Source organism: Desulfosporosinus nitroreducens (assembly GCF_023897015.1).
Classification (GTDB): domain Bacteria; phylum Bacillota; class Desulfitobacteriia; order Desulfitobacteriales; family Desulfitobacteriaceae; genus Desulfosporosinus; species Desulfosporosinus nitroreducens.
The window spans coordinates 245,054-259,578 of the sequence record NZ_JAMHFY010000001.1; the positions used below are offsets into that span (position 1 = coordinate 245,054).

General features: G+C 31.1%; 9 protein-coding genes. 3 read left to right on the forward strand and 6 right to left on the reverse strand.

Annotated elements, in window-relative coordinates; all coding sequences use genetic code 11:
* Nucleotides 1-4: 4 nt before the first annotated feature.
* The 4 genes from M8E35_RS01425 to M8E35_RS01440 all read right to left on the reverse strand — a co-directional run bounded on the left by M8E35_RS01425 (nucleotide 5) and on the right by M8E35_RS01440 (nucleotide 5,268).
* Nucleotides 5-907 carry a pentapeptide repeat-containing protein gene (locus M8E35_RS01425; RefSeq protein ID WP_252466932.1) on the reverse strand — a complete coding sequence of 301 codons (903 nt, stop codon included), beginning with the start codon at nucleotides 905-907 and terminating at the stop codon, nucleotides 5-7.
* Between the two features lie 442 nt (nucleotides 908-1,349).
* Complete coding sequence (locus tag M8E35_RS01430; protein WP_252466933.1) at nucleotides 1,350-1,946, reverse strand: hydrolase; 597 nt, start codon at nucleotides 1,944-1,946, stop codon at nucleotides 1,350-1,352.
* Between the two features lie 314 nt (nucleotides 1,947-2,260).
* Entirely contained in the window at nucleotides 2,261-4,069 is a 1,809-nt protein-coding gene (locus M8E35_RS01435; protein ID WP_252466934.1) for an ATP-binding protein, read from the reverse strand.
* A 2-nt stretch (nucleotides 4,070-4,071) separates the two neighbouring features.
* Nucleotides 4,072-5,268: an SIR2 family protein gene (locus M8E35_RS01440; RefSeq protein ID WP_252466936.1), complete on the reverse strand. Its 1,197-nt coding sequence runs from the start codon at nucleotides 5,266-5,268 to the stop codon at nucleotides 4,072-4,074.
* A gap of 526 nt (nucleotides 5,269-5,794) precedes the next feature.
* On the opposite strand from M8E35_RS01440, the gene M8E35_RS01445 reads away from it, so the two are divergent.
* On the forward strand, nucleotides 5,795-6,238 hold the full coding sequence (locus M8E35_RS01445; RefSeq protein WP_252466937.1) for a DnaA N-terminal domain-containing protein: 444 nt from the start codon (nucleotides 5,795-5,797) through the stop codon (nucleotides 6,236-6,238).
* A 550-nt stretch (nucleotides 6,239-6,788) separates the two neighbouring features.
* On the opposite strand, the gene M8E35_RS01450 is transcribed toward M8E35_RS01445, so the two are convergent.
* Both M8E35_RS01450 and M8E35_RS01455 read right to left on the reverse strand, forming a co-directional pair.
* Entirely contained in the window at nucleotides 6,789-9,038 is a 2,250-nt protein-coding gene (locus M8E35_RS01450) for a restriction endonuclease (protein WP_252466938.1), read from the reverse strand.
* Between the two features lie 308 nt (nucleotides 9,039-9,346).
* Nucleotides 9,347-9,961 carry a recombinase family protein gene (locus tag M8E35_RS01455; protein ID WP_252466939.1) on the reverse strand — a complete coding sequence of 205 codons (615 nt, stop codon included), beginning with the start codon at nucleotides 9,959-9,961 and terminating at the stop codon, nucleotides 9,347-9,349.
* A 450-nt stretch (nucleotides 9,962-10,411) separates the two neighbouring features.
* Here M8E35_RS01455 and M8E35_RS01460 point away from each other — a divergent pair, with 450 nt between their 5' ends.
* Both M8E35_RS01460 and M8E35_RS01465 read left to right on the forward strand, forming a co-directional pair.
* On the forward strand, nucleotides 10,412-12,310 hold the full coding sequence (locus tag M8E35_RS01460) for a tetratricopeptide repeat protein (protein WP_252466940.1): 1,899 nt from the start codon (nucleotides 10,412-10,414) through the stop codon (nucleotides 12,308-12,310).
* A 114-nt stretch (nucleotides 12,311-12,424) separates the two neighbouring features.
* The gene (locus M8E35_RS01465; RefSeq protein WP_252466941.1) at nucleotides 12,425-13,522 is read left to right on the forward strand and encodes a hypothetical protein; all 1,098 of its coding nucleotides are present in this window, start codon (nucleotides 12,425-12,427) and stop codon (nucleotides 13,520-13,522) included.
* Nucleotides 13,523-14,525 lie beyond the last annotated feature (1,003 nt).

Sequence of the window (14,525 nt, forward strand, 5' to 3'; positions counted from 1 at the left end):
TAAATCACCTTCTATTGATATTTTTATATAAGGATGCAATGAAAAATCCTGTGAAAACAACCCCTATAAAGTATTGAGACATCATAATAATTTTTGTTATATTATTATCCGTATATAAACCAGAAGAAACTGTAAAGAAATTACAAATACTGTGATAAAATGAATTATAATAATCAATTTCAAACTTTTCTTCATTGCCAATCGTATAAAGAAATACATTGCCACTTTTCCAGTAAATAATTGAGTATATCCAATTCACTAGAAACATTACACCAAATAGTTGATATATATTTTCACCATAACCCCAAACATATCTACTCATCTTACTTGTAATATACCTGAAAAATGCAATGATCTTGTCATTATTAGACTTTATTTTATAATAAGTTTTCTGATCCAATCTAAATGTTTCAAAATAATGATCTTCCCTTGCTAATCGTTCTTGAAAAAAAAACCTTTTATAATCCTCATCTCTTCCCGCCCTCAAACATTCTATAGCTAAATTTTTACAGAGTTTTTCTCTAAGATTATACTCTGAAGGGAGGCTATTAAATACTAGGTTGAAATCAATGCAACAATCCTCGAATATAGTATAAATCATATCGCAATGTTGCATTTTAACACCATCAAAATTGCAATTTATGAATTTACTTCCAACGAAATTCACTTGATTTAAATTAGTATTCTTAAAATAACAGCTAATAAAGATATTATGTGATAAATCACATTCTTTAAATTCCGATTCCCTAAAGCCCATATTTGCAAAGGTACAATCTCGTATATCCAAATGATTCAACTTTAAAGTTTTATCTGGTCGTTCATTTGCAAATACTTTGTCTCTGATAATTACATTGCTTTCTACTGACATAATACTCATGTTCACTTTAGATAAAATATATTGTTGCATAGACATTCCCCCTTGAAGCTAATATTTGACTCACAAATGTTTAAACAAAATGCTGATGACCCATTTCAATAATCCTTGTATCTTAATAAGGTTAATAGGTACTAACCCATTAATTTCTATATGTTATAAATTCAACAAGTTACTTGATTATCCCTGCTATAAAACAAATCTCAGAAGATATAGTAGTAAGGTAATAAACGTTATTAAAACCACAAATGCTATCGCGGTCTTAAAAATAACTTGCCTATGAGCGTAAATGTACTATGCACATTACAGCTTTTCAGAATAATGTCTACTTGTTGTAAACTACCCCCACCCATGACAACAAAAAGAAGGGCTTTATCCCTTCTCAGCTTTAACACTGGAGCAGGTCTAACTACCTTATATGATAGTTCCTCGCTTTTTTGCAGTTCCATAAAAAGTTTATTAAGTAATACGTAAGCTAGTCAGTTTTATTCTCAATAAAATACGTTGCTTCCATATCTGCAGTACTTAAAGCAAATGATAACGGAAACTGTTCAAAAGAATCACCTATGCTCCTTTTATCCTCAGTACCTGAAAAACCCATATGATATCTAATAGCAAATGCTTCCTCACGTGTCAGTTTCATGAACCCTGTAATTATATATACAGACTTCTCACCATGCCCGTAAGGAAGCTTATCGTCATATTCATAAATTGGCACAGCTCTCCATACTCCATTCTCATCCTTGATGTTTCTTGAACCCTTCTTATAGCAGTTTATTTTACAAACATCATGCAATAGGGAAACAATAGCTATTGTTTCCTCATCATATGTCATATTATATAAATTATTAACCCTTTCTCTTGACAAATAATCCTTTAAACAATGATAGACATTTACACTATGCTCTACCAATCCGCCTTCGTAGGAGCCATGAAATCTTGTACTTGATGGTGCAACAAAAAAATCACTTGATTTAGATGAAAGATAATCAAGTAGTCTATCTGCTCCTTCTCTTTTGATATATTCATTGTATAGTTGTAGAAATTCTTCTTTTTGATTTTCTCCATTCAACTCGCTTCAATTCCTCCATCTTTCAGGGTTCTCCTGTCTTTTCTTCTCCCGCATTTTAAAGATTCCTACATTGTCATATTTTCTGGGCATCACGCTTAAAGCGTAATAATCAGCTCCTAAGAATCGCAAAAAGATATTCAATAATATTATTCAACTAAAATTCCTGAGGACTTAGAGGTCGTTCAATGTTGCCATTGTAGTATTTAAACAGTCAAGTAAAATTAACGACACTATTATCTTTAATAACTGGCATTTATGATCTACTTAGATGTACCCTTACTCAGGCTTAATCTAATAAAGTAAAACCAATTTGCCTATTGAACTTTCCACAAATCAACTATATTTATATCTTTACTATCAGGCTTATTAATATCATCAAGTTCATCCACCTGAACATTCACAGGAAAATCAAGTGCTAAACCACTACATATACATTGACCTTGAGATAAAATTGGTATCATCTCTTGTTTAGATCTATCTAGAAAGGCAACTGATTTCCTAATAGTAAATAGATCTTCATCATTTACTAATCGATGAATAAAATAATTATGCAGTTGTGACACCAAAGTTGCAGAAATGTCTGAAGGTCTTTGACTAGAAATAGTCATAAAACACCCAAACTTCCTTCCTTCTTTGATGATTTCTTCAAAAACTTCGAGACGATAATCCTTCCAAGAAGCACTTTCTCTATTTGAGTTCTCAGATAGTATATTATGAGCCTCATCAATGATTAGATGAAGGCTTTTACTTCCCTTTTGAGCCTCTTTTTGTTTATCATATACTTCCTTGCAAATAAGTAACGGTATTATTTTTTTCATGTGAATATTGCAATTAGAGATTGAAACTATCTGAATGTTTTTTTCATCATCTTCTTGGACTGGATCTTTAAATTCCAAAACTTTTGAGATCTCGCTAATCCTCTTCTCAGACCTCTTCATCATCGGAGAAATATGTTCATCATTACTGTATCCTTTTAACATTTCATAAATATGTTTATATCTTAAAACAATATCAAATAGATTTAATGGATCAAGCGTTTGACAGTCAACTGGATTAAAAATATTTCCGCAGTTAAACTCTTGAATCTTAGTTATGAAATAATCTTTAAAACTATCAATAACATTAAAATATAGCCCACTTGAGCGATTATATAAACAAGACCCCACACTATGATATTCTATATCATCAAAGAGTCTCTCATAGTCACTTGGATTTCCTCCGTAAATCTTATGTAATAAAATAGCAGTATCAGTCTTGACTTTATTAAACTTCGAGGAGTTTTCATGAATAACCCTTATCAAGTCAGTGAAACTAATGGAGTGATTTTTATAATATCTAAGGCTTTTTAAGACCCTTTCAAGAAAAGGACGTTGAGTTTTGTCAGTAGCATCGAGAATTATTGACCAGAACAATGAATCTTCAATAACACTTCTTGGTAAAGGAAATTTATCTCCTTCATTGGTTCTTGTATCAAGTCTATAAACCTTTTTTTCACTAGTTAAAACTGTATCCGAAATGTATTCATCATTGAAGTCAATAAGGATAAAATTACTTTTTCTATAATTTAATCCCGATCTAAACAACTCAGTATACACTTTTGCCAAAGTATTGGACTTACCACTGCCAGTATTTCCGAATATACCAATATGACTTGCAAAAAGCTTTTGAATGCTAAATGCTAATTTGTAGTTATCATAACCTGAAATATTGCCAATCCTAATAACTGGTTCTGTATCTTTTGTAAAGCAGAATATTTTTTGAACTTCATCTTCTTGCAGAACATATACATAATTTGATATCATTGGGGTTTCATAAACCCCCTTTACAAATGCCTTATTATCAGTAAAATGTCCAAGTATCTTAATGTCTAAAACTCTGGAATAAGTATCCGAATGTTTGCTATATGAGCTAACATTCTTAGCTTCCTTTATATATTCGCCCTCAATGACTGCAATAATCTCAGTGTAGCCTTTAAGTATTTTGACATAGTTTCCAACAGCGATATTCTTTATAACTTTCCCATTATATAAAAGTCTTGATGTGTTTTTTTCTTCATAAACCTCCACTTTAGTGCTAATCCCTACAACATCAACAACTTCTCCTATCAATAAAATATCATTCATAATTAACCTCCAAACATCATAGAGGTAAACTCATTTAAATCAATATTTCTATTTTCGCAATAGATGTAAAACACATTATAATATTCTTTGAACATGTCTTTGAAACTTTCAACTTCTCGTGCATCGAAAACGAAAATATACATCATCATTGAAGGGTTTGATAATGCTCTTTTTGTAATGCTATGAATATGCTCATCTTTAAATGAAAATCCAAAAACAAATAGAACCGAATTATTCTTTTCCAGTTCATTTGAATACATTCTCAACAGATCATAATATACGTTTGAAAACAGCGTTTCCTCAAATTTTTTCTTTGTAGGATTAATAATATTTAATTGTTGGTAACCTTCCGTGAATTTATTGATTAGTTCTAATAATTCAGAACTAAATTCCACCCTTGATAGATTAATCGAATCAATAGAATCATTTATATTAGTTTCTAAAGATTTATCATACATAAAATTTACGTCTGTAAATACATTTGCGTCTTCTTCAATTGATTTCAATATTTCAACAGAATTTGATCTATAAACAATTTGGTCAGATTCTTTAGACCAAGTTAATGAACCATGAAGTTTATATATATTTACTGTAGGTATCTGAGATTCTCTCTCCGTGTTCTGAACTATTTGTTTAACTATTTTGTTATAGTTTTGAGTCGAGAATTCTGGTACCAATCTACCTGAAAATCCATCGTTATAATAAATTTTGTTCCTCTCCAATGACAGCTCAAAAAACATATCGTAGTTTGTTGTAAATATATTGACTCTCTTAAGTAAGTTTTTATCATTTCTACTAGACAACAAGCCCGCAAGTTTCAAAATGAATATATTTGAGCTTTCAATGGAACAATTTGTTTCTATATCATCTTTATGGGGATAGATACTGTTCCTGAAAAAATCATATAGTATTAGAGCTTCTATTGCATTCTTTGAATTTTGATTATCTTTATTAGTTACAACATTTGCTCCAATCAGCGATTCTAAATCACCTAAAGTCCTCAACCTTTCATAGCAGTATCCAGATCCGATTAAAAAATTTACGTTACAGGATTCAAATAGATCTCTGATTTTCTGATTTAATTTTCCTTTCTTATATTCCTGTTTACCACTAAAACCTTCGCAATAAATTCGAACAGTTTCTTCATCTTCAGATATTTCTTCAACCACATCCATAAATTGTTCTGTTTGATCCATCATATCGCTTCTCTCTTAAAGTAATTGATTTACTTCCATTCACAATGATTTTTACCTCTGCTTACGGTAAGCAGTTTGTAAATGCCTTATTTTATAACAACTAGATTTCTACAAGTTATCTAAATGTTCCTGCAATAATTACAAATTTAGAAAATAAGCCAAAGGTAACAAGGCTATATTAAGTGTGGAACTTTTCATTCATGTTCCTAAATATTCTCTGGCTCTTCATGGTGTTAAGATGTTTCATAATGGATGCTGTCGCAATCTTTAAATAATAACTTGCCTATGGATATAAATGTACTATACACATTATAGCCTTTGTCTAATTACGTCTCTGTTGTAAACTACCCCCCAGTCCATAGCTAAGTCCCCTTATTCTAATTTGACTTTTAACTCGTAAATAAAGTAAAGTCCTCTTTAGTTAGCTTCCATAATATATCGAGTATATCTTTTTTAAACTAAGGAAGGGTTTAAGACATTCGAGTAGAATATATTAAGATCGAAATTCCTAAATTTGGAGGTAAATCTAATGGGTAACGATTCTATTGCTTTATCGTCTAATTATTTATGGCATAAGGCTACACTTCAACTTCGGTCACTTTTACCCGAAGAATCATACCAAACTTGGATTGACCCATTAATTCCAAGTTTGGAAGGCAGTCAAATGACTTTATACTGTCAAAATGAATTTGCTAAGACTTGGGTGGAAAGTCGATATAAAACGAAGATAGATGAAACTGTGCAATCCATCGATCCCTCTATAAAAGAAATTATTCTGGAAGACTTTGAAAAAAGCTTCCCCAAAGGAGATCAAAGGAATAAGCAATTTCATCTTAAAGTTGATGAATCATTGTTTGAGCTTATGATGGCAGTCTATGAGAAAGAAGCTAAAAAAGACATTGATGAAAAGACCTTTGACAAGTATTATAATCAAGTTATTCTTACCTATTGTAGGGAGCGAGTTGGACGATAATTAAAAAAGTAAGCGATTTTACGCTTTATTGAAAACGTCGATGATGAGGGTTTAGAAAAGCTATGGAAATTTATATATGACTATTTTGAAGTGGTAGTTACCGACTTCGACAGAGAAGCTATAGTATGGAGCGAACAAGAAATTAAGGAGGGAAAACTAAGAGATTAATTAGTCTCTTATTGTTTACCACTAGCATTTTAATTAGATATCAAATCATGTTTAAATTATACCCTCACATGAAAATATCGATATAAGTAAAGCAGTAAATAAACTAAAAAGTAAAACTGCCTTAGGCAGTTACTTATCAGCGCATCCACAGTGGTAAACTTTTGGCTTGCACTACTATGAGCTGTAAACTATCCTTTTTACAGTTCCTCCCCAAGTGCCATTAATACCTTATTCATAAAAAGGCTTCAAGGAATTATGCTTAAAGCGTAAAACGCAATAGAACGACCTCAATGAAACGCAGAAGGTTTAAATGCTACTAGGTAAGGTAAGATAATTGAGAAAGTTAATAAGCTGTAGAATCTAAGGCTTAGTACACTCTGCTTTATGTCAAATGAACCGAATATGGCAAGCCGCATATGGTATCCATATTTTTGCAATTATTAAATTGTGTCATACTCGTCTCGCTCCCTGATAGTTCAGCATCTTCAAAGTCACAGTTTAAAAATACTGCCTCGACAAGATGAGAATAAGCCATATCTGAACCGAAAAATGAACTATTTGTTACATTCGCTCTATAAAAATCAGTAGTCTCAAGTGTAACTTCTTCAAAGGATACATTATTTAGGAAGGCTTTTCGAAAAATACTATCCACTAGAGAGGAACCATCAAACTTAACATTTGAAATTTTTGCACTAAAAAAATTAGCTCCGATCATGTTCATATCCCTCAAGTCAACGTTCTCGATTAAAGCAAAACTTAAATCTACTCCTGAAAGATCATTTGTTTTAATTGAATTAAGATAGAAAGCAATATTGCCATCTAATTTAGATAGTATAGTAAGAGCATTTTTCTTAGCTGTAGAATTAAGTTGTCCAAAGTCGATAGAATTAAATACTTGAGTTATAGAATTTAATAATGGACTATTTTCGAGAATATCACGGATAAACAGCCCAACCTCCATACTAATTGAGGATTGACCAAGTACATTATTAATAAATGAAGGTTTCTTATGACGATAATTGACTAAATCAGTGACAATTTTTGATGCTACAAAATACTCCATAAAAGATTTATGAATAAATTTATAATTCCCAAGTTCATCCCTATTTAGAAATGAACAGCTTAGTATATCATGGCTAAAATGATCTATATCCTCCTTAATGTCAATTTTAAAATATTTGTTTATCTCATTTGGTAATACCCTAAAGTTTATCGATAGTAGATTAGTTTCAAACATTTTCCATGCAATGTGTTTCATGAACATTATCTTTTCACTTGATTTAATTAATGTTTTACCTTTAGAATCTTCTCTTTGCAACCAAAAACCAGTATACAAATCATAAAGTGTTGCAGCATTGATTTTTGAGCCTTTTTGAATCGTCAGCCTTGGTATAGTCTCAAGAATGACGTTCAACAAAACGGGTCTTTTTGCAAGATCAAATAAATCATGAGTAGTGCGAAGAATATCTAGGAAATCCTTAACATTATAGCCTTTGTCAGTTAATTCTTTTTTATAGCTTGAAATATAATTAATTATCTGCTCCTCATTAAGATCATCTATTTCGATTTCAGTAAAATTTACGGTGTAGTGATTAGGTTCAAAATGTAATGCCGAAGCTTGAAATATTTTTTCGAATTCTTCTTTTTGATTAAAAAAATTAGCTCTGCAAGTTACTAATACTTTTGAATTTTCTGATACATATTTACATATTTCAGAAAACACCTTGTGTTTTGTAGAATAATCTACACGTTTGGCTATTTCATCGAAACCATCGAAAATTAGTAGAAAGTGTCCAGTCCTCAATAATTCGAGAAATGTTTGGTAGTTTCCGTTTGGAATTTTACACTTATTAATTAATAAATCTGTAACAAGTTGTTCCATGTCTACAGCTTTACTGTAATCCCTTAAATGAATCAAAATTGGGAGAGGTAAATTTTTCCCCCTAAGTATATCACTAGCTAGCATGTAACATAACCTAAGACAAAATGACGTTTTACCCGCTCCATAATCCCCCAATATTACAAGAGCATTGTTACTATGATCCAATAGTAGATCATTAATTTGATTGATTAAAGTAGATCCAGACTTAGAATTTAGTGAAATATAATGTCCATTCAAATTGCTATTTTCATAATCTGATACCAATCGCTTTAAATAAGGCTCAAATTTGATCAAATTATGTAACAGTTCTGCCTGTGTATATAACGTTATATCTAGACTGGATGCAACCTCTTTTGCTTCTGGAGCAAAATTCCCATTAGTAACCAAGAAGGCTTTGTCAGCCTTTTTTCCTGACATTTCTTTGTTAAAAACTTGAACCGATCCAGAAAACTTCCTAACATCTACGCCGTTGACAGTGTCAGTTGTTTCGAACTTCCATTTGCATTCAACTAGTATTCCTACTTCTAAAAACCCGTAAGTGAGGGAAGCGAAAAAATCATGTTGTGTACTAGCTACTTTAATATTTTCATTTACGTTATATCCCTGAATACGAAATAATTGTGCTATCTGATATTCAAAACTCTTCCCTGCACAATTATTACAAAATGGCGATTCTTTGGGAAAAGAGGCTACGTTTTTACATCTTCCTACTTTATCACCAAAACCTACACACATCTTAGATATAGTCATTTCTAAAACCTCCGAAGCCTATTTCGTCACACTCTATCCTTTACAAGCAGTTTCTCTTTGCATTAGGTTAAGGGATTTGCGAAGACATAAATTACTCTCGTCTAAGTTCAACACATTTTCTCAATATTCCTGCTATAAATACAAATATTAGAAAATAATCCAGAAAGCATATGTTCTGATAGGGTTATCAAACCCAAGTAAGCCGTCAATAACTTGCCTATTGGAGCAGATGTACTATGTATATTATAGCTTGTCAAGAGTGGTCAAATTGTTGCAAAGTCCGCCCCCGACAAAAAGAAGGGGTTAGATTACCCCTTCTTAGCCTCGTATTCTTTTACCTTCCTGTAAAATGTAGCCTTACTTAATCCACTCAACTCCATTGCTTTAACTGCTGTAATCTCTTCTGCTTTCCATTGCCTGTGAGCATCCATAAACCTTTCCGAGACTTCTATCGTTATAGGTCTACCTATTCCTTTACCGTTATTCCTTGCCTTTAGTGATGCAATACCTTCCGCTTGCCTAGCTTTAATCTTATCTCTTTCCTTCTGTGCCATATATGAAAGTAATTCAAAGACTATATTACTTATTAAAGTTTTTTCTAGTGTATCCTTACCCTTAGTGTTTAGCATTGGGGTATCTATAATAATGATATCAACACCCTTTTTGAGCAATGTGTTCCATTCCTCTTTTATCATGTTCATATCTCTGCCTAGCCGATCCAGTTCTTTAATGACAAGTGTATCACCTTCTCTAAGTAGGGTATCCCTTAGGGACATATATCCAACTCTATTGAAGTCTTTACCGCTTGCCTTATCTGTGATGATATCCCTCTCATTAGCAACATACTTTTCTAATTCTACTATCTGCCGATCTAAGTTCTGTTCCTTTGTGCTTACTCTTGCATACCCATAAACTTTATTCATATCTCAACGCCTCCATATTTACTATAGATACAGTGTATCGCAGGCGTATCAAAAGATCAATCGAATATATGATACGTTTAATAATTGATTTACATACCTTATGACACATACCACATGTTCTGGAAGCATTGGTATGACTACATCCTAAAATAGGCTTAATTCGTATTAAAAGGTACACCTTGTGATACAGATACTTGCAAAAAATTATAACGTAAAATATCCTGATTACTGGGTATGAGACTTACAGAGAGTAGTCGAGGAATTAAGTTGTGAATTCAATTCCTACCAAAAACAGTAGAGTTATTATCTGATGGCGAAAGAGAGATAAACCTTTTTGACAATATCTTTCAAGAATGTGGAAAGTTTTTCTATTAACCTATAATTTTTGCAGGAAATACCATTTGGAAGAAGAAATATTAATTGTATGTTTTCACAGAGAGGGTGTATATTGTGAGTTCCAAACCCGATTTTAATGTAACTTCTTTAATGGGTTTAATACGGATTCTCTTCCCAGATGATAGCAATAATTATGATAGTTTTAATTCCTCTGAAAAAGTTGTCCCTTTATTAGAATATGCCAAAAGACATAAAGATAAATTGGTCGCTGAGAATACGGACACAGACAAAAAATATTTGAGTTATTTGGATTTCTTTTTAGTTTGCAGGATGAAGGAACTTTATTGTGCTAATGGTATGTATAAAGAGTGTCTAGAAATGGAGGCAAAAAAAACTTCGGGTTTCTTTGAAAGGCTAATAAGAGATCAGCAAATTAAGCAAGATCATATTCCATTTATACTTAATCATTTAATATGTTCGACTAATTTGGGAGTATTAGATGACCAACTAATCAAAGTTGTACAATTGTTAGAAATAGATGAATTATCTATTTTTCCTTATGATACATGCATAGAACTTACCGATGAAGATAATCAGCGTCGTTTTATGTCTAATTATCCCAGTGAAAAAATTGTAAATGTTCTAATATCTTTTTATAAAGTTCTATCCCGTACTGATTTAAAAATTCTCAACAAATGGTGTTTTTCAATTGCACATTTATTCAATGAGACTATACAACTCTTTAATGGAGAAGAACCAAAAGAGGTTACTTTATCTAATGAATTAATAGAAGACATGAAACAACTACAATTAATTGAAAGCAAAAACATTCTACATTATAACCTACTGGATTTTTATATAAATTTGGGATGTTTGTACTTAAAAGATGAATCAGAGATATTTGCTAAAGAATATGAAAATTATAATTCAAACATAGTTATTAATAGTTTCATCAAGATTTTTGAATCAGATTCTGATATCGAACTTTCCCAAAACATTAAGCTATTAAATACTTTAATTAAAGATTTCAAGGAAACTATTAGGTATTCCTATGAAATAGAATATATCAAAACTTTAATTGACATTTATAAAAACAACAAATTTGCACAAACGCACAAAGATATCTTTCGAAGTTTGATTTACGATACTTCGTTAATAGAAAGTATATATGAACTAAAAGAATATGAAATCATATGTACTCTTTACTTTGAAAATAAAGAAAAAGTCAATATGGATGAGCATTTCTTCGAAATTGCTTACTCATTAAATGAAAGAGGTTACTCGAAAGATGCTAAGATGGCATACGAATATGGCATACGAATTGGCAAAGGATGTAGTGCTACTAATAATAATCTAGGCTTAATTTATGAGAAAGAAGATTTAGGTAAATCCTACTACTTTTTTGAAAAGTCACTTCAAAAAGACCCTAAAAATGAAAGAGCAAAAACCAATTTAGCAAGAGTAAAAGGCTTAGTGCAAAAGGCACAAAGCGCCAATAAGAAAGACATCTTTGTGTCAACCGCGATAGATTACAATAATAAGTCTCAAAGGAAGATTGCTATAGTACCATCGGTTTTCAGTATTCCCGATAGACCAGTTCAAAACGATTTAGTAAGCGTTATGATGCCTTTTGCTTCTAGCTTTAATCAAACATATTCTGCAATCAAAGAATCATGTTCAAAGCTGACATTACAATGTTATCGAGCTGACGATTTATGGAAAAATAGCACATTTATTCAGGATATTTTCGAACTAATATTTTGCTCCAAAATCGTGGTGGTTGATTTCACGGGGAAAAACCCAAATGTTTTCTATGAAGTAGGGATCGCACATACATTAGGTAAAATTGTTATTCCAATTTCCCAAAGCATTGATGACATTCCATCCGATTTAAAAAACCATAGAGTACTTATATATTTACCAAATAAAGAGGGAATGCAGGACTTAACTAACGGACTATCATCTAGGCTTGATACCGTTATTAACGGACATTCTTGGAGCAAAACAAATTAAACCCTTGTCCTGTAACAAAGGTTGTACATGCCACCTGAACTTGGTCGGGGGTTAAAGTCCTATATACCTATAACCTTTTAATACATTATGGTTATTTATAGGAGGCTCTTACTTATGATGAATAATACAACCTATATCGATTCTCTAATCAGAGAATTTGAGAATAATTGTCCTACTTCTTTCACAAGTGATCAATATGTGCCAAAAGTAAAGGTATTATTCAGCTATTTAACTCAAACCTATGACGGAGTTGACAATAGTGATCCTAAAGCAATGGAGAGTTTATTTAAGTATACCATTACTCACAATGATTTAATTGAATCAACGGTATTCTATATTAAAGATAAAAGATTAACTTTTGAACAGGCTATATATGATTCCTTAATCTCTTTTAATGCTTTTTTCAAGTTCTTGAACTATAGTAAAAACATTGAAAACACTAATTTGATAAGGGTATTTAATAACTCTGAAGAATTGAAGCAGATATATGCTAAAATAAAGATATTATTAAATGAAAACAAGATATTTTTAAAACCTCGACAACAATATCCAAGTTTACAAGAAGAAGAATTTAAATTTATAAATAATTACTTAATTAGTAATCCTAAACTTACTCAATATAAATCGGTAAAATCCACACAATGCCTAATAATTTTGAAACTATTTTTATTATTAGGGTTGAAACCAGAGAAATTATTTGAATTGCCTGCAGACAGTGTTAATTTAGAATACAATTATATCAAAATACCTTCGGAGAGTAATAATAATAATCTCTACATTTCTAGATTACCCAATAATATTATTTTTCTTTTTAAGAAATTATATAAACTAAGAGAGAAAGCTCATCATAATTCAAAAGGGAATTACTTATTTTTTAATCGTAATGGAAAAATGATTGATAATGATTATACAACTGATATATTGAAAGATATAGAAGATTTATTTTATAATGAAAACCTTATAGATATAAATCTTAGAATTCTTGATAGAAGTCAGTTTACGCAAAGTGGCTTAACTAAATATGCAATTATAAATATGATAAAAGCCAACATACCTCAATCTCTTATTTTAGATTTTACTGGAAATAAAAGTGATATATATGACGATTGCCAGAATAGTGTAAACACAGATAATTTCAATGAAAATAGTAGATATATTGATTCAAAAATTCGAGGTATAGAAACATATGATTATTTTAATGAGTTGTACTAATTAATGCATTCTCGTCTGATACTCGACACAACCCTTGTTAGTAATTGTTTCTAAGTAATTCCCTCCTTTTTATAAATACAATTACCGTATGGTTCGTAACACATAACAGGTATATGGATGATGATGTGTTATTTGCGTACTTTATTAAAATATTATATTAAAACTTTGAGAGATACTTAATTCAGTTTACGATGCTCTAAGCCGTTGGAATTACCTATATGGTGAATCCTTGCATTCGAATCATTTCTAACGCCTTAGAGGTCAATTCTAATAAAGTTCAATTCCATAGAACCCAGTCATATCAAAGCTTTTTAGTGTTTTGTAAAATATCCTATTTAAAGGGGTCAAGGTATAATTTATGAGTCAATTTGAAACTGCAATTTCCCTTGAGCAACCAAATATTAAATGCCTTACTCAAATATTACTCTTATTTAAATGTGGGTAATATTTGAGTAGCCTCTACTACTCCTTTCTATATATTTATAGAATTTCTTTCTTTACGAAAGCACCCCTAAAACCCCAGTAAAATCAGTATGTTTAGAAAAAATTTAGCAAGTACTTTCTGCAAAATAAAATTCACACTGTATATAACTGAAGCATAATTAAAACATTTAATTCGTTAAAAATCTTTAATCGTGTACGATTCAATAAACCATAGTATTGTAAAGACTTTCCTCTTTTATAGCAACCAAACGGATTTTTACCTTTTTGGTCTATTAATGCCGAATTATCAAGGGATTATAAGTGGTGAAGTTTCATAAAACAAATCATTTACCAAGCACCAATTCCATAGAAAATTCGGGGATTCGTATGCTATAAAAGGCCACAGTGTATTGCACACATCTTAATGCAAAGAAAATGAAATGATAATTTTCTTTTATGTAAAACCCGTCAAAACGCTTAGGCTTTTACTTTTCTCACGTAGCGAAGCGGAGTGAAAGAAAATAAAACATAAGGTTTTTACAAAATGAGTGGATCAATATATTAGATAGTAAATTTCTAA

Excerpts from the sequence above, each read along its gene's own strand:
- M8E35_RS01425 (WP_252466932.1), bottom strand. The coding sequence starts at position 907 with ATGCAACAATATATTTTATCTAAAGTGAACATGAGTATTATGTCAGTA.
- M8E35_RS01435 (WP_252466934.1), bottom strand. The coding sequence starts at position 4,069 with ATGAATGATATTTTATTGATAGGAGAAGTTGTTGATGTTGTAGGGATT.
- M8E35_RS01440 (WP_252466936.1), bottom strand. The coding sequence starts at position 5,268 with ATGATGGATCAAACAGAACAATTTATGGATGTGGTTGAAGAAATATCT.
- M8E35_RS01445 (WP_252466937.1), top strand. The coding sequence starts at position 5,795 with ATGGGTAACGATTCTATTGCTTTATCGTCTAATTATTTATGGCATAAG.
- M8E35_RS01450 (WP_252466938.1), bottom strand. The coding sequence starts at position 9,038 with ATGACTATATCTAAGATGTGTGTAGGTTTTGGTGATAAAGTAGGAAGA.
- M8E35_RS01455 (WP_252466939.1), bottom strand. The coding sequence starts at position 9,961 with ATGAATAAAGTTTATGGGTATGCAAGAGTAAGCACAAAGGAACAGAAC.
- M8E35_RS01465 (WP_252466941.1), top strand. The coding sequence starts at position 12,425 with ATGATGAATAATACAACCTATATCGATTCTCTAATCAGAGAATTTGAG.